The organism is Saccharopolyspora hordei, from assembly GCF_013410345.1.
Lineage (GTDB): Bacteria > Actinomycetota > Actinomycetes > Mycobacteriales > Pseudonocardiaceae > Saccharopolyspora > Saccharopolyspora hordei.
The window spans coordinates 1,183,251-1,204,496 of the sequence record NZ_JACCFJ010000001.1 but is presented as its reverse complement, the minus strand read 5'-3'; the positions used below and the strand labels follow the sequence as shown (position 1 = coordinate 1,204,496).

Here is a 21,246-nt window from a genome sequence, read left to right as displayed (position 1 = left end):
CCCGTTCCGCCACAGCTCGTCGGACATGCCGCCCCGGCTGAGCTGGTCGACCACGAGCTGTGCGTAGCGAGCGTCAGGCCGCTCGACTGCCCCGGTCACTGTCGTCCGCCTCCCCTGCGCAGGAGTTCCGTCAGGAATCGGACCACGTCGGGTCCAGTGGTCGGCGAGGCAGCGACGACCGCCGCGTGCCGCTCGCGCGACGCAACCCTTCTTGGGCAAGACAACGGCACCGGATGAGCCTCGGCAGCGACCTGCCGGATCACCACGCCGGGTAGCGGCGCAGCCACGCCTGGTCGTTGGGCGGGTTGGGGCTGAACTCGGCCAACGCGTCCTTGGCCAGGGTCTCGACGACCTCGCGCAACTCAAGCGTCCCCAGCCACTCCTGCGGGATGGCCCGGGTCCCGTACAGCGCGCCGCCGATGTTCCCGGCCACGATCCCCGTCGAGTCCGAGTCGCCCGAGTGGTTCACCGACAGCAGCAGGGCGTCCCGCAGGTTGTCGGTCGCCAGCACGGCGTAGAGACCGATCGCGAGCGCCTCCTCGCCGACCCAGCCCTGACCCAGCGTGTCCTTCAGTTCCTCCGGAGCGACCGGCCCCCGCTGTGCGAGCTCCACCGCCCTGTCGAGCACCGCCAACTGCTCCTCGTGCCCCCGCCACCGCAGCAGCAGCTCCCGCGCCAACCGCACGCTCTCCGCCAACGGGACGTCCCGGATCAGCTGGTGCACGATGACCGCGAGAACCCCGGCGGACAGGTAGCCGCTGGGATGGCTGTGGGTCAGCGCAGCCGTGCCGACCGCGGCGTAGAACACCTCAGCAGGATCACCTGACCACGCCGCCACAGGAGCCGCCCGCATGACTCCACCGCAGCCCTTGGAGTCATTGATCGGCTGCTGCACCGTGGCGTGCTGGTGCGTCTGCGCGAACCGCGCCAACGCCGACATGCACGTGCTCCCTGGCGCACGGCGGGTGAACAACCCCGGATTGGTGATCAACCAACCGTCAGGTTGGGGGAGACGCTGCGCGTACGGCCCGCCCGCCTGCGGCCACGGCTGGTTCTGCGTGTGGAACCACCGCTGGTACGCGTGCTGCACCTCAGGAACCGGGTCGTTGTCCACCGGGTTCATCCGCCGAGCGACGTGCGCCCGGATGAGCCCTTCGAGCGTGAACAGCATCATCTGCGTGTCGTCGGAGATCCGGGAGACACCGTCCCTCAGCACCGGGGCGCGGAGTCCGGCTTCACCGTGGGTCTGGCGGATCGTCCCGATGTCGTCGAACTCGATGGCGTACCCGAGCGCGTCCCCGACGGCTCCAGCCAGCATCGACCCCATGAACCGCTCGTGCGGAGTCGGGGGTTGCTGCTCTGCACGCGCTCGATCTGTGGACTGGGCCGTAGTACCTCCGCTCACGACCTTGGACGACGGGACGAGGCTCACCTCGTCAGGACCGAACTCTGACACGAACGCTTCGGCGACGGATTCGAGCTGAGGGGCTTGTTCCAGTTTCCGACGCCACAGCAGCGGGAATGCCTCGGCACCGTGCCGGGCGCCACTGAGCAGACCGGACACCTGTGCGTTGTGAGACGGGCTCCCTCCAGCGAACGCGTGCAGCATCTCGGCCCAGCCGCCAGTCTTTCGATCTCCCAGGTACAGAGCCCGCGAGATCACTTCGAGCTCGGAGTGACCTCCGCCCAACTGCGCGAGCATCTCCAGCTCGGCTACGTCTTCGCCCGCCGCCGCGAGGTGACTCAACCTCCGACGGAGTTCGAAGTGCTCAGTGCGCAACTGCTCCAACAGCAACTCGACGAGCTGCTCCAGCGTGAGCTTGTGCCCAATGAGGCCTCGCACAAGCGCCACAGCGAACACACCCGCACTAGCGCACTCATCCGGATGCTCGCTGAGCAAGCCGGCCAGGCTCGAAGCTCTGCGAAAAGCGTCCGCGTCCGAGCTGGTGATGCTGACCAGCGCGGCCGGGACGGCGGCGATTGCACAGCCGAGCGGACCGACCAGGTCTGACTCCCGAGCACGGGCTAGCAAGGCGGCGTCGAGGTCTGTGCCCCGACCATGGTCCGCTAGAGCGCGGGTCGCGATCTCAACGGCGTTGAGCAAGCTCGCCAAGTTCGGTGACCGCCATGATCGGAATCGAAGAGCGGCGAGCAGCGCACCGGCAGTCGTGATGCCTTCCGCCTCTGCCGTGGTGCCGAGTGAGTCTCCCAAGGCCCCGCCGACGAGCATGCCCATCACTCTGCCGAGGACCTGGTACTGCCGCCGTGGCCAGCGGAGCGGGTCGTTGCGGTCTCCCCCGAAGACCATTCCGACCTGCTTGTCGACTTCCTCGAACCACGACATCGGCAGAAGACTGGGCCGGGATTTGATGTCCCGCCAAGCCTGGAGCGTTTTGCGTTCGTTCGGGGTCAGCTCGCCCTGAGCCGCGAGTCCGTCGTCCATCTCCACTCTCCCGTGCTCAGAACCCCGGATAGGGCCCGGCCCACTCGGGCGTCCAGAACCGCTCCGGCAGCCCGACCTGGACGGCCGCGACGTCGAAGGCCAATCGATCGACCACCTCACGCAGCTCCAGGCGCTCCAACCACTCCTTCGGCAGCCCCTGCTCACCGTTGCGCGCGCCGTGGAGCCCGCCGACCAGAGGCGCCGCCTCGGGCAAGGCGTCGGCTGCGCGTCGTACGGCGGATTCGAAGTCGCCGTCCCGCGACGCGACCAGCACGGCGACGGCCAACGCGTTGGTCGCCGCCCCGTCCTCAACCAGCGCCGCCAGCTCACCCGGCGAAGGCGGCGGACCGGTCAGCTCGCAGCGGTTCAACAGTCGCTGGACGTTCTCGTCCGGCCACTTCGGCAGCTCGTCCACGACCACCTCGATGCCGTCGGCCAACGTGCCGCCGCACAACAGGGTGTTGACCAGGACCGCGTAGGCGCCCGCGCTCAGGTAGGCATCGGGGTGCCCGTGTGTGAGCAGTGCGTTCGCGACAGCTTGCTCGAAAACGCGCTCCGGTAGGTCAGACCACGCCGCCAGGGCGATCGCCCTCGGCACAACGGACGGAGTTCGCTCCCTGTTTATGGGCCTCGAAAAAGATCCCGTCACATCCCGCTTCGCGAACGCGGACAGCGCCTCGACGCAAACAGGATCCGGGTCACGGCGCTGGAAGAGCTGTGGAACGCGGATCAGCCAGCCGGTCGGTTCGGGGACGTCGGCCAACATGTCCTTGGTGACGACTTCCTCCCACGGAACGCCTTGGGTGTGCAGCCACCGCAGCAGCCCCATGAGACTGATCGTGCGCGGGATCAACTCCCCCGTCTGACGGAACCATGTCTCTGTGCGGACGACCGAATCCAGGTTGAACAACGTCATCTGAGACGTTGCTGAGATCTGTCCGTGCACCACGAAGTCGGCCAGGACGGATTCCAATGCCGCGAACGGGAAGTGCATCCCGAACCCGTAGAAAGCGGAAACATCTGTGATGGCCTTGTCGTAGTGCAGAGCCCGGCAGAAATCGTCACTAGTACGCCCGAAGACCCTCCGCACGCGTTGGGCATCCCAATAGCCCATGACACGTCGGCCGTTGCGCCACTCGCGGTCGGTCGTGATGTCCGAGCGACCACGAGTCTCCAACACGACCCGCTCGTCGAGAGTCAGCGAGGCCACGTCCTCACCGGCCAGTGCTGCACCTGGCTCCTGATGCTGCTCCATCGCTCACTCCCGTCCACGGTCGATCAGGTGGATCTTCCATTCACCTGTCTCAGGATCAAGGTACTGCTTCGATACCTCGAACCGATTGCCGTCAGGCCAGAGGATCTCCCGCTCGTCCGGGTTCATGAACTCGAGATCCTTGGCGTAGCGCGGCTCGTCGATGACGAACTGGACTCTGTGCTTGCCGTCCACCTTTCCGAACTGGTCAAGTGGAGCGTCCTTGCTGGCACTCGTGAAGGCGTGCTCCACAACGGTACTGCCCGGCTTGTACCGCTCGAGCAGTGCGTCCAGTTCCTCCGGGGCGACGCTGATGTTCCGGTAAGCAGTCGAGCCCGCGTAGTCCGGCATCTCGTTGAGGGCACTGCGCAGTAGCTTGATCTCCGGAGCGAGGTACTCCAGGTCAATCTCGTCCAAAGTACGCAGCGCCAGATTCATCGTTATGGCGTCCTCACCCACGTAGCGCCGAAAGGCCACAGCCTCCGCATCGGGGAGGTGCGCCAACTGCGGATACTCGGCGCGCAGTTTGGCGACGGCTTCCTCGAACGTCATGCCGCGCAGACGACTGCGCTCGATCCGCTCCTGATAGACGCGACGATCTTCCTCCGTGGCGCGGAAGTCAGGGCTCTGCTCCCCGACCACCTCAAGTTTCTCTGCCGCTTCGGGAGAAACCTCATCCGGTTCGGGTTCATACCGATGTTCGTCCGCGACCGACGGGTCTGGCTCCAACAAGTGCGCGTTCGACTCGGACGTTTCCGCCCCGAGGCTCTGCGCATCCGGTTCGGCTGGGTGGGTTGCCGGACTGCTCGGTGAATCATCAGGTACCCCGAGCCGTTCTCGGATACGGGAACACTGCGCCGAATCACGGCCAGCGCCCTCACCGTCGGGGCCCGCATGGATCTCGGAGTGCGAACCGAGCAACGCATCCGTGATGTCACGGCCAACTTGATCACCCGTGGTGCGCGTCGGAGCGATGTTGATCTGCGCCCATGCTTCGGGATTGCTGAAGCGAAGTGCAGTACCCGAGTCCTGCGGGGAGTCCGACGCCACGTCGGTGTCTGGGTCAGGGCCTGAGTCGGTCTCCGGATCCAGCTTCGACCACTGGTCGGTCTCGTCGGACTGCGGACGATCGGAGTGCTCCACCGCGTCGCTCAGTGCCGACGGGTGGTCCGCATCGGTCGGCTCGTCCCGCTGCTCCGACGTGCGGCTCGTCTGGGCGTCGTCTCGCCGGTGTTTCGAACTTTCGGACTCGACTGGCTCGGCCGCAGGTCGGTCGTCGGTCGCCTCGTGCTCCGCAGCGCGAGCGTCCTCGTCGGCCGCCGGTCGGCTCGGGGTCTCCGACGTCGACTCGCTGGTCTCCGCACGATTCGACGACGGCTGCGATCCGGCCGTCTCCTCCGCCCGATCACGGACGTCGCTCCTCGAGGCCTCCTCGCGCGACACCGGGTCCGCCTCACCGACACCGTCACGCGACCGCGACGACACACCCCCGTCCACCGGAGCCCTCACCGCGTCACCGGCACCGTCCCGCGACACCTCCCGACGCGACACCGGATCCGCCTCACCGACACCGTCACGCGACCGCGACGACACACCGGCGTCGGACGTGGTCGGTCGCGGGGTGTTCGCGTCGGCGGGCTGCTGGCCCGACGGGCGCGCGGGCGACGCCGGCTGCTGCGACGAGGGCGACGCCGGCTGCTGCGGCGTGGTGGGTGTCGGCCGTGCCGCCGGGGACTGCGGGGTTCCCGCCGCCGGGCTGGGCGGCGGGACCTGCTGGTTCGGCGCCGTGGGCCGGGCAGGCTGCTGCGGCGCCGTGGGACGCGGCGCCTCCTGCGGTGCGGGCGCCTGTGGGCGCACCGGAGGCACCTGCTGAGCGGTTCGCGGCGCACCCGGGGCCAGCGGCTGCTGCGGCCCTGCGTTCGGCGGGCGCATGCCCTGCGGCTGCTGCCCCGCGGGCGGCGGAGCGGGCCGGGCCGCCGGGGGCTGCTGCGGCTGCCCACCGGGGTGCGGTGGCTGACCAGGTGCGGGCCGTCCCTGGGGCGGCGCCGTGGGGCGGCTCGCCGTCCCCTGGACACCGGACTGCGGCGGCACCGGCTGAGCCGGCGCTGGTCCGGCCTGCGGCGCAGGGCCTGCCGGCTGCTGCACGGGCCCGGGCTGCGGCTGCGCCGGTCCGGACTGGGGGTGCACTGGGCCGGGGTGCGACGGCTGCGCGAGCCCGGGCTGCGGGTGCGCAGGGCCCTGCTGCGGCGACGGTCCGGCCTGGGGGTGCCCCGGTTGCGGACCGGCCTGCGGGTGCCCCGGCCCCGGTTGCGGACCGGGCTGCCCGTGCACCGGAGCGGGCTGCGGGTGCGCCGGCCCCGGTTGCGGGTGCGGGGTGCCTCCGGCCATCGGCGCCTGACCGGCGGGTGGCACCGGGCTGGTGCCCTGGGCCGGGTGGAACTGCCCGGTGGCCGGGTCGACGTGGCCGAACGGCTCCCACTGGTGGGTCTGCGGGTGGTACCGGCCGAGGTCGTGGTACTGCTGCCCGTCGAAGTGCACCGGGACCCAGCGGCCCAGCTCGTCCGTGCGACCGTGCGCGATCCACTGTCCGTTCGGCGCGTAGTGGCCGTCGGGGACCAGGCGTCCGTTCTGGTCCACGTGCTCCGGCACCCACCGGCCCTCGGCGTCGACGTGGCCGGCGCGCACCACGTTGCCGTTCGCGTCCAGCACCGCGTTGCCGTGGGCGTCGACGCGGACGTGCGGCACGAACTCACCCGTCGGCGAGAGGTGGCCCGGGATCGGTGAGCCGTAGTCGTCGTGGCGCGTGTGCATCCCGCTCCAGCGCGGGCCGCCGGGATGCTGGAACTCCTTCGGTGGAGGGCCGCCGACACCGCGTTGTTCGGCGTCGCGGGCGTGGACGCCGTGGCGGACCCACTCGGGTTCGTGCCCTGGTGGGAAGGGGCTGTCGTGGACGGCCTTGGTGCCGTCCGGGGCGAAGCTGATCCACTGGCCCGGTTCGTCGATCTTCGGCTGCGGGGAGCCCGGCGGGTCGAACGTCGCGCGCGACTCGCTCGCGTACATGTTGCCGAAGTTGTCGACCCAGGCGTCCTTGTTGGGGGCCAGGACCTCGACGCCCAGCTCCTGGGAGAGCTGCTGGGCGAAGTTGGGGGACCCGTCCGGCGTGTCCGCGCCGGTGTTGCAGGACAGCAGGCGGACCGGCGTGCCCGGCTGGTAGCCGGGGGCGGCCTTGATGACCTGGGCCAGCTCCTGGGCGGTGAGCTTCTGGCCGCGGAACTCCACTCCGTCCGGGCCGCCGTGCACCTCCACCGTGAAGCGCTTCGGGTCCACGGCGGGCCTGGGCAGCTTCTCGTAGTAGTCCGTGTCGCCGATCCGCGTCTTCGGGTACGGCACCACCGACAGGCCGGACGGGGTGTTGCGGATCCCCAGGTACCCGCTGTCGTCGCTGAGCTTGCGGTCCAGCTCGGGAGGCAGCTCGAGCCGCTTGAACTCGCCCCCGCCGACGCCGATGTCCCACCGGTGTTCCGTCGGGTTCGCCGGCGGGCGCTCGGCCGCCATCGACTCCGCGGTGGAGTGCTTCGGGGCCTCCTGGTCCGGGCTCGTCGGAGCGTCCTGCTCGTGGCCGGGCGGGCCCTCGTCCGCCCCGTGCCGACCTGGCCCCCACCCGGCCTCGGGAGTCCGGGCGGGCGAGAACGAGTCGGGGCGCACCGAACCGTGCTCGTGGCGGTCGGCGCCCGCGGAGCGCGGACCCGGCTGGTGCGGCTGCGGGGCGTCCGGGCGCTGGGGGCGGACGCCGTCGCGCGGGGCGTCCGGGTGGCGGCGCGGTGCGTCCCCGCCGACGTCCCGGCGCGGCGGAGCGTCCGGCGCGTGCCTCGACGGTCCGTCCGGGTGCGGTGCGTGCCTCGGCGGGCTGTCCGGGCCGTGCTGGCGGGGTGCGTCCGGGCGCGCCGGGTCGCCCGGGTGGCCGGGACGCTGCGGGTGCGCTGCGGGCGCGTCGGGGCGCGCGGGGCCGCCCGGGCCGTCCGGGTGCCCGGAGCGGGCGGGTGGGACCGGCCCGCCGGGGCGGGGCGGGCCGTCGGGGTGCGCCGAGGGGCCCGGACGCGGACCGGTCTGGGGCGGTGGCGTGCCCGGCCTGGCCGGGCCCCCGGGGTGCGCGGGACCGCCCGGCTGCGTCGGCCTCGCGCCCTGCGGCGCGTCCGGCCGCGCACCGCCCGGGTGCGCCGGGCCGTCCGGGCGTCCCGGCCCTGCGGGTGCTGGGCCTGCGGGGCGTGCTGCGGCCGGACGTGGTCCGTCACCGGCCGGGCCGCGCGGGGCCGGGCGCTCCGCCGCACCCTGCGGCCCCCGCTGCGGCGGGTGGTCGTGGTTCCTCCCGGCTGCGCCGGGGCTCCCGGGGGTGCCGGTCCACCCGGACCCGGCCCCAGCGCGGCCACCACCTCCGGCCGACGGGGTGCCGCCTCCTGCCGGTCCTCCGGCCATGCCGCCGCCGACCGGCCCGGCGCCTGCTGCACCACCGGAGCTCGACTGGTCGGAACGGCTGGGCGGTGGCCCGGCCACGGGCGGTGCGGCACCCGTCTCCGGCGCCCGGGCCGGAGCGTCCACGTTGGCCGCGGTGGTGCTCGCCGGGGTGCTCGGGCTGTGCCCGGTGGGATCGCCCGCCGGTCCCGGGACTCCCCCCGGAGCCGGGGCGCCACCAGCGGGCCCGCCGGTGTGCCCCGGCCCGCCCGCGGAGACCGGGCCACCCGGGTTGCCGCCTGCGGGGCTCGTGCCGCCAGCGGGCGAACCGCCCGGGCTCGGGTCGCCCAGGTGCGATCCGCCCGGGTTCCCGCCGCCCGTGCCGACGCCACCGTGGCCCGGGCTGCTCACGGTCTCGGTCCCGGAGCCGACGCTCTCCGCGTGCGAACCCGACGGGCTCGGCCCGTCCGAGTGCGAGCCGCCAGGAGCGCCGGTCCCCGGCCCGTCGGAGTGCGAGCCACCGGGAGACCCGGTGCCCGGCCCGCCCGAGTGCGAAGCAGTGCTCGGCCCGTCCGAGTGCGAGCCGCCAGGAGCGCCGGTCCCCGGCCCGTCGGAGTGCGAGCCACCGGGAGACCCGGTGCCCGGCCCGCCCGAGTGCGAAGCAGTGCTCGGCCCGTCCGAGTGCGAGCCGCCAGGCGCACCGGTCCCCGGCCCGTCCGACCGCGAGCCGACACCCGGCCCGTCCGAGTGCGACCCACCGGGGCTGGACGAGGTCGGCCCGGAGCCCGTGTCGCGGGAGCTCTCCGGGGCTGTCGAGTGGTCCGACGTCGCCGAGCGCGGGGAGTCCGGCGTGGTCCCGTCGCCACCGTCCACTGCGGACCGGTCGCCCGGTCCGGAGGTCCCGTCCGGGCCGCTGCCGAGCTGGTCGGTGCGTCCGCTGGGGGTCTGGGGCGCGTCGGGGGCACCGCCGACGTCCGGGCCGCCGGTCGAGGTGTCACCGCCGGTGGGCCGGGTGCCGGGGCGCGGGCTCGGGGCGTCGCCCTCCGCGTCGCCTCCGGAGTAGCCGCCGTCCGGCAGGTCCGGGCCGCCGCCCAGCTTGGTCCTGCGCCGGCCCACGACGTCGGTGCCGAGGAGGTCGTCGACCTTCTTCCAGGTGCCCTCGGCCACCTTGTCGGCGATCTTGCCCGACACCTTGCCCATCACGTCGACGTTGTCGGCGACCTTGGCGATGCCCTCCGCGCCCTTGCCGGCGAGCTTGCCGAGGGTCTTCATCACGTCGGTGAAGACCTCGACCATCCTCGTCAGCTTGGGCGCGACGTTGCTGATGGTCTTCATCAGCTTCGAGACGATCTCCGAGATCCGGCTGACCGTCTTGGAGACGAACGACATCACCTTCGGGACCGCTTTGAACAGTCCCACGCCCGGCGGCGTGAAGGCGTCGACGACGTAGCTGATGATCTGCGAGATGCAGTCGGTGACCAGCTGCTGGACGAAGTCCCGGACGAACGAGACGACGTCGCCCATGGTGTTGACGACCTTGCTGATCGTGTCGGCCAGCTTGGCCGCGCCGGCGATCGCTTCGCCCTTCTCCGCGGCGAGCTCTCGGTAGGCGTCCCCGGCCTGCCCGGTCCAGGACGCGGTGTCCGCCGCCACGGCTTCCTGGTAGGCGGTGGCGGCCGCACCCACCGCCTGCGACACGTTCGACCAGGTCTGCCCGTAGGCCGCGACACCGGAGGGGTCACCGGCGAACCAGTCCAGCGCGTCCTGCAGCGGCTGGACGTGCTCGATCAGCCACCCCACGCCGTACGAGGCCAGGGTGCCGACCGGGTCGGTCATGAGGCTCATCGCCTCCAGCCCGACGCTGGCGTACGACAGGCCGGACTCGACCCAGTTGGCACCGTCGTCGAGCTGGGAGACGTCCTGGACCGCGTCGATGATGCCGATGCCGCTGGTCCAGCTCTCGCCCTTGGTGAAGAAGCCGTCGCCGCCCGACTCCTCCGGCTTCGCGATCAGCGGGTTGCTCACGCGGTCCCACCCCTCCGCGCGTCACCGCGGCAGCTGAGCGTCCACTGTGGAGAGTGGTCGAGCACCGCGCTGCTCATACCTCGATGCCCCCGATCAGGTCGCGGTTCTCGTCGTCGACGGCCTGGTAGTCCTCGGCCGCCGCCCGCACTTCCTGCGCGACCTGCTGCATGGCCTCGACCGCCTTCTGCAGCGCCTGGACCCCGTTCTGCTCGACCATGTCGATCATCATCGCGAAGGGCTGGCACAAGATCCCGTACGCCTCGTTGTCCAAGGTGACCTGCCGGGAGGCGTCGACCGCCACGTTCAGCTGGTCGACCACACCCTCCACTTTGGACGCGTGCGTGCGCAGGTTCTCGATGACGACGTTCATCTCGTCGGGCACCGCGAGACCTCCCCCTGGTGATCAGCGCAGGAACGAACCGCTCCCGAAGTCCTCGTCGTCGTCGGGGTCCTCGACCGGACGCCGGCGCGGGGGCTGCGGGCCCGGCGCGGACGGCGTCGCCGGGGGCTCGTAGTCGTCCTCCACCGGGACCTGCATCTCCTGCAGACCGGAGGTGCGCGCCGGCTCGTCGGCGTCCGCGGGCGGCTCCGGGAAGACCTTGCGGGACTCGCTCACCATGTGGGCCGCGGCCGGGTCGTCCATGCCGACCGTGTCGTCGACGACCTGCTGCACGAGGTCGGGGACCTTCGACTGCGCCAGCTGGACGGTGCGCATGATCTCGGCGCCGAGCTTGGCCATCGGGCGGTTGCCCGCGCTCTCCGCCAGCTCGAGGGACTGGAGCATGCCGCTGGAGCCGACCGTCACCCGGATCGCGCCGTCGCGCGACGACTCGGTGACCACGATCTGCTCGATCCGCTGCTGCATCTGGCCGTACTTCGCGGCCTTCTCCGCAGCCCGCTCCTGCCAGTGGCGGACCATCCGCTCAGTGTCGGCGATGCTCCGCTCGATGCCCTCGGTCACCTGTCCCTCGCCACGAACTCCGCCAGCACTGCTGGCGATCGACAGTACCAATGGTGATCGACGGGGCGGCCCGGATCAGGTGACGAGGGCGTGTAGCGATGATCACCCTGCGGACACGTCCGGACATTCCGGTCACCGCCGTCGACGAGGCCCGGAACGGACGCGGGCGCGAGTACTAGGGTCGGGGCGTGACGGTGGGATGGTCCCCAGCTGACCTGGGCTTGGCACGCGGGCGGCCGGACAGCCGCGGGTTGGCCGAGGCGCTGCGCACCGCGATCCGCGACGGGCGCCTCCCCGCCGGGGCCCGGGTGCCGTCCACCCGCGCGCTCGCGCAGGAGCTCGGCGTCGCGCGCGGCACCGTGACCCGCGCCTACGACCAGCTCATCACCGAGGGCTTCCTGCTGTCCCGGCAGGGCGCGCCGACGCGGGTGGCCGAGCTGCTCGCCGAGCCCGACCCGGTCGACGCGCCGCCGGACCCGACGCCACCCGCCGGGCGCTGGGACTTCCGCCCCGGGCGGCCGGACCTCAGCGCCTTCCCGCGCCGCGACTGGCTGGCGGCGAGCCGCCGAGCGCTGCGCAGCGTCGCCGCCGACGACCTCGACTACGGCGACCCGCAGGGGCACCCGCTGCTGCGCGAGGCCCTCGCCGAGTACCTCGGGCGGGTCCGCGCGGTGGCCACCGCACCGGAGCGGATCATCGTCTGCAACGGCTACACCCAAGCGTTGTCGCTGCTCAGCAAGGCCCTGCACGACCAGGGCGTGCGCTCGATCGACTTCGAGGACCCGTCCGCGCCGCAGCTGCGGACCATCCCGGCCGGCCTCGGCACGGCGGTGCGCGGGGTGCCCGTCGACGAGCAGGGCATCGACGTCGCGCAGCTGGGCAGCCGCGCCGTGGTGGTCACCCCGGCGCACCAGTTCCCGCTCGGCGTCGCGCTGAGCTCCGCGCGGCGGATGGCGCTGGTGCAGCGGGCCAAGGACGAGGACCTGCTGGTCGTCGAGGACGACTACGACGGCGAGTTCCGCTTCGACCGGCAGCCCGTCGGCTCGCTGCAGGGCATGGCGCCGAACCACGTCGCCTACGCGGGGACCGCGAGCAAGACGCTCGCCCCGGCGCTGCGGCTGGCGTGGCTGGCGCTGCCCCCGCACCTGGTCGAACCGGTCCGCGCACTCAAGATCACCAGCGGGTTGCACGCGCCGCTCTTCGAACAGCTGGCCATGGCGGAGCTCATCCGCTCGGGCGCATACGATCAACACGTCCGCCGATCGCGCGCCGCGTACCGGAAGCGGCTGGAGCTGCTGAGCACGGCCCTGGACGACCTGCGCGCGAACCACCGGCCGCACCCGGCCGGGATCTCGGCCGGACTGCACGTCACCTTGCAGCTCGACCCGGAGGGGCCCACGGAGCGAGAAGTCCTGGACCGGGCGCGGGAGCGTTCGGTGGAACTCGAGGTGCTCGGACCGCACTGGGTCCGCGCGGGAGACCACCCGCCCGGCGTGGTCATCGGCTACGCCGCCCCGGCCGAGCACGCCTTCCGCCCCGCGCTGCAAGCACTGGTCGCCGTCCTCCAGCGGTGACCCGACCGGGCGTAAGCCCGGCATGTCCGAAGCAACAGCAGGGGAACACCTGTTCTATTCTGGTGATCTCCCCTGCCGCGAGACACAGGAGACACAGTTGACCGAGGAACAGTCGAGCACCGAGACCGCCCCGGCCCAGCCCGAGTCGGCGCCGTCCCCGGTCGCGCAGACCGCGGACACCCCGGCTGCGGACACCCCGGCTGCGGACGCCCAGGCCCCGGCCGCGCAGCCGGCCGCTGAGGAGGCGCCGAAGAAGAAGACCCGCAAGAGCAGCGCGAAGAAGACCCGCACGGTCGAGCTCACGCTGACGGTCACCGGGACCGCGGACGGCGAGTGGCAGGCGGACCTGATGCACGCGGGCAAGCGCGTCGTGCAGGGCCTGCCGATCGCGGCCTCCGCGGTGTCCAAGGCCGCGGCCGAACTGCACCAGGACATCTCGGAGACCATCGAGGCCGTCATCAACCAGGCGCGCCAGCAGCACGAGGCCAAGCTGGCCGAGCTCGAGGCCGAGGTGGCGCGGGTGCGCAAGGCCCTCGCCGAGCTCGAGGGCTGACCACCGCAGGTCGGGCATGCCGTGTCGGCCCCTCGACGACACGGCATGCCCACCTGGGCCCGGTCTGAGCGCACGCCACCGTAACCCGCGGTGGAGCGCGCGCCGCAATGTGAAGAGCGGCACGCCACGCCAGACCGGAGCAACCCGGTGTCCGCCGGGTGGCCTGTCCGGCGCTGTGACGTTCGGGCGTTGTTTCGCCGAATGGAGCACATCGTTCGCGCACGTGCACCAAGATTCGACGGCAGTGGCGAACGAAGGAGGCAGCATGCCCGCAGGTCTGGAGGATCTGCAGCGCAAGTTGGAGGCGCTGAAGGAAGCGGGGCGCCGCGCCGAACAGCAGGTGGGCGACTTCGGCCGGATGCGCGAGCAGATCAACGCGGTGGAGGTCACCACCACCTCACCCGACCGGTCGGTCACCGTGGTCGCCAGCCCGGGCGGGGTGACCGACATCCAGTTCACCCAGGACGCGATGCGCAAGTCCCCCGGTGAACTGTCCAACACCGTCATGAGCACCCTGCAGCAGGCGGTCGCCGAAGCGGCCCGCCGCCAGGCGGAGGTCGTGCAGGAGCACGTCCCGGACAGCGACGTGCTGGAGCGGGTCCTGCGCACCCAGGAGCAGCTGTTCCACAGCGACGCGGCCCAGCAGCGCGGCACCGCGGCCGAGGACTCCTTCGACGAGGACGAGTACCCGGACTCGTTCCTCGAAGGGCGGTGACCCGTGGGCGGCTACCGAGCGCACCCCGACGCGATCACGAAGTGCGGGACGAACGTCAGCGGCCTGGCCGACCGGGCGAAGTCGATCAAGGACAAGGCCACCGCGGCCCAGGTGCCGGAGATCTCCTGGGGACTCCTCGGCATGGCCACCACCTACAGCTCCTACCGCGAGCTGCTGGACAAGTTCCAGCAGCACCTCGACGAGATGGCGCAGGGCCTGACCAGGGCCGGCGAGGACATCAGCGCGTGCGGCAAGGACTACCAGCAGGTCGACCGCGAGCTGGCCGAGAAGTTGAAGCAGATCCGCGTGGACGCCGGAGTTGAGTTCTGATGCCCACCAACCTCGAAGCCGCTGCGGAGAACAGCGCGATCAACCCGATGGCCTCGCCGGTGGACGCCTCGGCGTTCGGCAAGCTGCCGTTCGTCAAGGACCTCATCAGCGCCACCGACCACGCGGGACAGGGCGACGTCCAGGCGGTGCAGGCCGACATCGACAGCTTCCTGTCCAGCGCGACCAGCTTCGCGCTGGACCCGATGAGCTTCCTCATCGGCACCGGCGTCGAGTTCGTGATCGACTTCGTGGCCCCGGTGCGGGACGCGATCCAGCTCGTCACCGGCGACAGCGAAGCCCTGAACGCCGGGTCGCAGGCCTTCGCCGACATCCAGGGCGAGCTCGACGAGCTGGCCACGACGCTGACCGAGACCCTGGACGGCGAGCTGGCCGACTGGGACGGCGAGGCCGCGGACGCGCTGCGCACGAAGATGGCCAAGTTCATCGAGGGTGTGCAGGCCACCGGCGGTCAGGCGAACAACATCTCCCAGCTGCTGCAGATGAGCGGCACGATGATGGAGGCGGCCGAGGGCGTCATCAAGGGCATCCTCGCCGACTTCCTGACCTGGGCGATCACCACCTGGCTCACGGCGATGGCCTCGTCTGGGCCGACCTTCGGCGGGTCCATCGCCGCCGCGACCGCGGCGACCACCGCGGAAGCCGGCATCACCTGCGCCCGCACCGCGCAGCAGGTCCAGCGGATCACCAGCGTGATCGACAAGATCATGAAGGCGATCACGGCGATCAAGGCCGTCCTGGACACCATCCGGATCGTCGAGAGCGTCAACAAGATCACCGACACCAGCCGGTCCGGCGGGGACGGCACGAGCCTGGCGTCCACGGGCAGCAAGACCCTGAGCGACGTGTCGAGCGAGACCAGCGACGAGCGCTCGGTCCTCAGCAACATCGGCAAGGGCTACGCCGGCGAGGCGGAGAAGCACGGCTACCAGGTCGACGCCCCGGAGGAGTTCGGCGGGGAAGGCACGATCTGGCGGGTCAACGAGGACGGCACCACCCGCACGCAGGTGGACTCCTCCGGGAGGACCGTCACGGACGCGGACGGCAACCCGGTGACCTCCGACGTCCCGGGCGAGAACGGCTTCGACCTCAAGGGCTCGGTGTTCAACCGGACCGCCGAGGGGCTCGGCACCGCTGCGGACAAGCTGGAGGAGCAGGCCGAGCAGGGCGGCTTCAGCGACGTGCCCGCGGACGAGACGATCAGCGGCGACCTCACGTGGTGAGCGGGTCGGCGGGGCGCTCCCGGCGCCCCGCCGCTCACCCGAGCCGGAGCTGGGCGAGCGGGACGTGCTGCTGGTCGGCCTGCGCGCCCGCCGGGTCCTGGTAGGCGGCCGACGGGATCCAGCGCGCGACCTCCTCGGTGACCTGGAGCAGCCGGTCGGCGACCTCCGGCACGAGCGGGCGCGCCGTCCACACGACGAGCTTGCGCCCGGACAACCGGATGTACGGGGCGCCGGTGCCACCGGCGCTGGGCAGCCCCGCCAGCGAGGTGTAGAGCCAGAACGCGCGCTGCGGGGTGAGCACCGCGTGCGCGTACGCGGGGTCGGTGCCGAACACGTGGTACCTGTTCCACCACTTCGACGTCGACGGTTCCACGACGTCGATCTCGGCGAGGGGACGCGGCGGGAACAGCTGCTGGCTCCGGTTGAGGTGGAACAGGTCGAGGACGCCGTCGAGCGCGTCCCGCTTCTCGTCGAGCCACAGCTCGGGCACCGGCGCCGGCAGTTCCACCACCGCGACGCTGATCGCCCCCGCCATCTCGCGCGTGCGCCGCGGGATTTCCAGCTGCCCGGACGAGTAGTACGAGCGCCCGGTGGTCTGGTACCGGTACCAGAAGTTGATCTGCGTCACCATCGCGGGCGCGCCCTGGTGCTGGCCGACCGCCAGCACCGGAACCCCTTTGCGGCGGTACATGTGGAAGGGCGTGCCGCGGAACTGGCCCAACACGCCGGGCGGGACGTTCCAGGAGATCCGCCAACCCCGCTGCGCCGCCCAGTGCCCGAGGGCGTCCTGCGACGGCGTCATCCCGCGGGGCTCGCCCTCGCACCAGGCCCGCACCGCGCGCGTGCCGGCCAGGTACGCGCCCGCGAACGCCAGCAACGCGCCGACGAACCCGAGCACGGCGGCGGCCCCGCCCCCGGTGGCGACCGTGATGACCGCGGCGAGCAGGACCACCGCACCGACGGCGAACCCGACGCCGGCCAGACCCCGTCGCGCGGCGGCCTTGCCCGACCACACCGCGATCAGCAGTCCAACGCGCACGAGGGCTCCGACGACGACCAGCAGGGCCCGGACCCCGGTCGCGGCCCCGTACCCGCTCCCGAGGGCCCACACCAGCTCGAGCAGCAGCTCGACGGCCAGCAGGGCGGTGATCCCCAGCAACTGCGCGGTCGGTGGGTGCGCGGGGCGCACCTTGTCGTCGTTCGTCACGGCCTTCCCCATCAACACGCTCGCACGTACCGCCGCACACGGTAACGAACTCCGCCCCCACCAGAGCCCGACTGACCAGAACCAGTGCGGAGCACCCCGACCTCCACACCCCCTCACCTGCGAAGGCACGGCCACCCCGTGACGAAGCCATCACCCCCACGGCCCAACGCGGAGCGTGAGCGGAGCCCTCACCACAGTCGCCAGCCGAACCCCGACGGCTCCCGCCCCCGCCGGGGACCCGGTTCCACCCGGCCCTGGCAGCACCGGACGCTTCCGAGCCTGCGCGGAGACGATCCCGTCATCACGCGGTCGCACCTGCCGTCGCACGCGGCAACGCACCACGGCACCCCCGGGTCGTGAGTGCGCGAACCGGTTGGAGCCGGTTCATGCACTCACGACCCCTCACCTGCGGAAGTGCGAACCGACAGCTGGGGAGTCGCGGCGTCCGGCTGCGACCGCGTTCGAGGTCAGACGCCCGCTCCCCCTCGAGAGCGCACCCCGGCAAGGGGAAGGGCCCCTGTCCGGAGGAGACGGACAGGGGCCCTTCGGGTGACTGCGGGTCAGCGGTAGTCGCGCCCGAAGTCGTAGTCGTCCAGCGGGACGGCCGCACCCGTGCCGGCGCCGAAGACGTCCGGGGTGTAGTAGCTGTCGTCGTAGGACGGGATCGCGTAGGCCGCGGCCCGTGCCTCCTCCGTCGGCTGCACCTGGATGTTGCGGTACCGGTTGATGCCCGTGCCGGCCGGGATCAACTTGCCGATGATCACGTTCTCCTTCAGGCCGACCAGCTTGTCGCTCGCGCCCTCGATCGCGGCGTTGGTGAGGATGCGGGTCGTCTCCTGGAAGGAGGCCGCCGACAGCCACGACTCGGTGGCCAGCGACGCCTTGGTGATGCCCATCAGCACCGGACGGCCGGACGCCGGGTCGCCGCCCTCGGCCACGACGCGGCGGTTCTCCGCCTCGAACTGCGAGCGCTCCACCGGCGAGCCGGGCAGGAACTCGGTGGCACCCGAGTCGATGATGATGACCCGGCGCAGCATCTGGCGGACGATGACCTCGACGTGCTTGTCGTGGATGCCCACACCCTGCGACCGGTACACCTCCTGCACCTCGCGCACCAGGTGCAGCTGGGCCTCGCGCGGCCCCATCACGCGCAGCACCTCGTGCGGGTCGACGGCACCCTCGAGCAGCTGCTGGCCGACCTCGACGTGGTCGCCGTCCTGCAGCTGCCGCTCGCTGCCGTCCACCGCGATCGTCGCGAGCCGCTGCCGCTTGGACAGCTTGTCGTAGACGATCTCCTCACCGCCGTCGTCCGGGATGATGGTGATCTTCCAGTAGCGGTCGTTGTCCTCCAGCCGGATGCGGCCCGAGGTGTCGGCGATCGGCGCCTTGCCCTTCGGGACGCGGGCCTCGAACAGCTCCTGGACACGCGGCAGACCGGTGGTGATGTCGTCACCGGCCACACCACCCTGGTGGAAGGTGCGCATGGTCAGCTGCGTACCCGGCTCACCGATCGACTGGGCGGCGACGATGCCGACCGCCTCGCCGACGTCCACGAGCTTGCCGGTGGCCATCGAGCGGCCGTAGCAGACCGCGCAGACCCCGACGCTCGACTCGCAGGTCAGGACGCTGCGGACCTTGACCTTGGTGATGCCGGCGGCGAGCAGCTTCTCGATCGCCGGGTCGCCCAGGTCCGAACCGCGGGCCAGCACGATGTTGCCGTCGGCGTCGGTGACGTCCTCGGCCGCCGTGCGGGCGTAGACGCTGGTCTCGACGTGGGCGTCGCGCACCAGGGTGCCGTCCGGCAGCTTCTCCGCGATCGGCATCTTGATGCCGCGCTCGGTGCCGCAGTCGGCCTCGCGGACGATGACGTCCTGCGAGACGTCGACCAGACGACGGGTGAGGTAACCCGAGTCCGCGGTGCGGAGCGCGGTGTCGGCCAGACCCTTGCGGGCACCGTGGTTGGAGATGAAGTACTCCAGCACGGACAGGCCCTCGCGGAAGTTCGCCTTGATCGGGCGCGGGATGTACTCACCCTTCGGGTTCGACACCAGACCGCGCATACCGGCCAGCTGGACGACCTGGGTCATGTTGCCGGCGGCCCCGGACTTCACGATCGTGCTGATCGAGTTGTCCTCCGGGAAGTTCTCCTCCATGGCCGCGGCGACCTCGTCCTTCGCCGCCGTCCACACCTTGACCAGCTCGGCGTTGCGCTCCTGGTAGGAGAGCGCACCGCGGCGGTACCGCTTCTCGACCTGGTCGGCCTTGGCCTCGTAGGAGTCGAGGATCTCGGTCTTGTTCGGCGGCACGACCACGTCGGAGATCGACACGGTCACGCCCGACCGGGTCGCCCAGTAGAAGCCGGCGTCCTTCAGCTTGTCCAGCGTCTGGGCGACGGTGACCATCGGGTACCGCTCGGCGAGGTCGTTGACGATCGCCGCCTGCTTCTTCTTCGGCAGCAGGTCGTCGACGAACGGGTAGTCGTCGGGCAGCAGCTCGTTGAACCACACCCGGCCCAGGGTGGTCTCGGCCGTCCACGGCTGGCCGGGCTCCCAGCCCTCGGGGGTCTTGTCGCGCGGCGGCACGACGTCCCGCAGCCGGATCTTGACCTTGGCCTGCAGGTCCAGCACACCGCGGTCGTAGGCCATGATCGCCTCGCCGACCGAGGAGAACGCCAGGCCCTCGCCCTTGGCGCCGTCCACCTGCTTGGTCAGGTGGTACAGACCGGTCACCATGTCCAGGCGCGGCATCGCCAGCGGGCGACCGGACGCCGGGGACAGGATGTTGTTGCTGGACAGCATCAGGATCCGGGCCTCGGCCTGGGCCTCGGCCGACAGCGGCAGGTGCACCGCCATCTGGTCACCGTCGAAGTCCGCGTTGAACGCCTCGCAGACCAGCGGGTGCAGCTGGATCGCCTTGCCCTCGACCAGCTGCGGCTCGAAGGCCTGGATGCCGAGGCGGTGCAGCGTGGGAGCACGGTTGAGCAGCACCGGGTGCTCGGCGATGACCTCTTCCAGCACGTCCCACACCTGCGGGCGCTGGCGCTCCACCATCCGCTTCGCGGACTTGATGTTCTGCGCGTGGTTGAGGTCGACCAGCCGCTTCATGACGAACGGCTTGAACAGCTCGACCGCCATCTCCTTCGGCAGACCGCACTGGTGCAGCTTCAGCTGCGGACCGACGACGATCACCGAACGGCCGGAGTAGTCGACGCGCTTGCCCAGCAGGTTCTGGCGGAACCGGCCCTGCTTGCCCTTGAGCAGGTCGGACAGCGACTTCAGCGGCCGGTTGCCCGGGCCGGTGACCGGACGCCCGCGACGGCCGTTGTCGAACAGCGCGTCCACGGACTCCTGGAGCATCCGCTTCTCGTTGTTGACGATGATCTCGGGCGCGCCGAGGTCGATCAGCCGCTTGAGGCGGTTGTTCCGGTTGATCACCCGGCGGTACAGGTCGTTGAGGTCGGAGGTCGCGAAGCGGCCACCGTCCAGCTGCACCATCGGACGCAGGTCCGGCGGGATGACCGGCACGCAGTTGAGCACCATGCCGCTCGGGTCGTTGCCGGTGGACTGGAACGCCGCCACGACCTTGAGCCGCTTGAGCGCGCGCAGCTTCTTCTGGCCCTTGCCGTTGCGGATGGTCTCCCGCAGCTGCTCGGCCTCGGCGTTGATGTCGAAGTTCTCCAGCAGCTGCTGGATGGCCTCGGCACCCATGCCGCCGGTGAAGTACTCGCCGTACCGGTCGTACAGCTCGCGGTACAGCACCTCGTCGGCGATGAGCTGGCGCGGCTCCAGCTTGACGAAGGTCTCCCAGATCTCGTCGAGCTTGTCGAGCTCGCGCTGCGCGCGGTCGCGCAGCTGCTTCATCTCGCGCTCGGCGCTCTCCTTGACCTTGCGGCGCTGGTCGGCCTTGGCACCCTCGGCCTCCAGGGCGGCCAGGTCGCTCTCCAGCTTCTGGGCCCGCGCCTCGAGGTCGGCGTCACGCTGGTCGGCGATCTGCTTGCGCTCGACGCTGATCTCGCTCTCCAGCGTCGACAGGTCGTTGTGCCGCAGCTCCGTGTTCACGCTGGTGATCACGTAGGCCGCGAAGTAGATGATCTTCTCGAGCTCCTTGGGCGCCAGGTCGAGCAGGTAGCCCAGCCGGGACGGGACGCCCTTGAAGTACCAGATGTGGGTCACCGCGGCGGCCAGCTCGATGTGGCCCATCCGCTCGCGGCGCACCTTGGCGCGGGTGACCTCGACACCGCAGCGCTCGCAGATGATGCCCTTGAAGCGGACCCGCTTGTACTTGCCGCAGTAGCACTCCCAGTCCCGGGTCGGACCGAAGATCTTCTCGCAGAAGAGCCCGTCCTTCTCCGGCTTCAGGGTGCGGTAGTTGATGGTCTCGGGCTTCTTGACCTCGCCGTACGACCACTGGCGGATGTCGTCGGCCGTGGCCAGGCCGATGCGGAGTTCATCGAAGAAGTTGACGTCAAGCACGTCGGGTCTTCTCCCTTGGTCGAG

The 21,246-nt window shown here is 71.2% G+C and carries 12 protein-coding genes; 5 read left to right on the top strand and 7 right to left on the bottom strand.

The window, feature by feature from the left end:
- Positions 1 to 259: 259 nt before the first annotated feature.
- The 5 genes from HNR68_RS05670 to HNR68_RS05650 form a co-directional block, all read right to left on the bottom strand.
- The gene (locus HNR68_RS05670) at positions 260 to 2,443 is read right to left on the bottom strand and encodes an ADP-ribosylglycohydrolase family protein (protein WP_179718340.1); all 2,184 of its coding nucleotides are present in this window, start codon (positions 2,441 to 2,443) and stop codon (positions 260 to 262) included.
- A 16-nt stretch (positions 2,444 to 2,459) separates the two neighbouring features.
- A complete protein-coding gene (locus HNR68_RS05665) occupies positions 2,460 to 3,698 on the bottom strand; it encodes an ADP-ribosylglycohydrolase family protein (protein ID WP_179718338.1) in 1,239 nt (412 codons plus the stop codon).
- Between the two features lie 3 nt (positions 3,699 to 3,701).
- On the bottom strand, positions 3,702 to 10,169 hold the full coding sequence (locus tag HNR68_RS05660) for a WXG100-like domain-containing protein (RefSeq protein WP_179718336.1): 6,468 nt from the start codon (positions 10,167 to 10,169) through the stop codon (positions 3,702 to 3,704).
- Positions 10,170 to 10,242: 73 nt separating this feature from the next.
- Positions 10,243 to 10,551, bottom strand: a complete 309-nt coding sequence (locus tag HNR68_RS05655; RefSeq protein ID WP_179718334.1) for a type VII secretion target — start codon at positions 10,549 to 10,551, stop codon at positions 10,243 to 10,245.
- Positions 10,552 to 10,572: 21 nt separating this feature from the next.
- Positions 10,573 to 11,130 (bottom strand): YbaB/EbfC family nucleoid-associated protein, encoded by a 558-nt coding sequence (locus HNR68_RS05650; protein WP_343049958.1) that lies wholly within the window; start codon positions 11,128 to 11,130, stop codon positions 10,573 to 10,575.
- 188 nt (positions 11,131 to 11,318) lie between these two features.
- On the opposite strand from HNR68_RS05650, the gene pdxR reads away from it, so the two are divergent.
- The 5 genes from pdxR to HNR68_RS05625 all read left to right on the top strand — a co-directional run bounded on the left by pdxR (position 11,319) and on the right by HNR68_RS05625 (position 15,543).
- Positions 11,319 to 12,704, top strand: coding sequence for a MocR-like pyridoxine biosynthesis transcription factor PdxR (pdxR, locus tag HNR68_RS05645; protein WP_179718332.1), 1,386 nt, complete (start codon positions 11,319 to 11,321; stop codon positions 12,702 to 12,704).
- Between the two features lie 97 nt (positions 12,705 to 12,801).
- Positions 12,802 to 13,257 (top strand): DUF6319 family protein, encoded by a 456-nt coding sequence (locus HNR68_RS05640; RefSeq protein ID WP_179718330.1) that lies wholly within the window; start codon positions 12,802 to 12,804, stop codon positions 13,255 to 13,257.
- 265 nt (positions 13,258 to 13,522) lie between these two features.
- Positions 13,523 to 13,972, top strand: a complete 450-nt coding sequence (locus HNR68_RS05635) for a YbaB/EbfC family nucleoid-associated protein (protein WP_179718328.1) — start codon at positions 13,523 to 13,525, stop codon at positions 13,970 to 13,972.
- 3 nt (positions 13,973 to 13,975) lie between these two features.
- Positions 13,976 to 14,302 (top strand): WXG100 family type VII secretion target, encoded by a 327-nt coding sequence (locus HNR68_RS05630; RefSeq protein ID WP_179718326.1) that lies wholly within the window; start codon positions 13,976 to 13,978, stop codon positions 14,300 to 14,302.
- Entirely contained in the window at positions 14,302 to 15,543 is a 1,242-nt protein-coding gene (locus tag HNR68_RS05625; protein WP_179718324.1) for a WXG100 family type VII secretion target, read from the top strand. The genes HNR68_RS05630 and HNR68_RS05625 overlap by 1 nt, the downstream gene beginning before the upstream one ends.
- A gap of 34 nt (positions 15,544 to 15,577) precedes the next feature.
- On the opposite strand, the gene HNR68_RS05620 is transcribed toward HNR68_RS05625, so the two are convergent.
- Positions 15,578 to 16,750, bottom strand: coding sequence for a hypothetical protein (locus HNR68_RS05620; protein ID WP_179718322.1), 1,173 nt, complete (start codon positions 16,748 to 16,750; stop codon positions 15,578 to 15,580).
- Between the two features lie 560 nt (positions 16,751 to 17,310).
- Positions 17,311 to 21,222, bottom strand: coding sequence for a DNA-directed RNA polymerase subunit beta' (locus tag HNR68_RS05615; RefSeq protein ID WP_179718320.1), 3,912 nt, complete (start codon positions 21,220 to 21,222; stop codon positions 17,311 to 17,313).
- Positions 21,223 to 21,246: the final 24 nt, after the last annotated feature.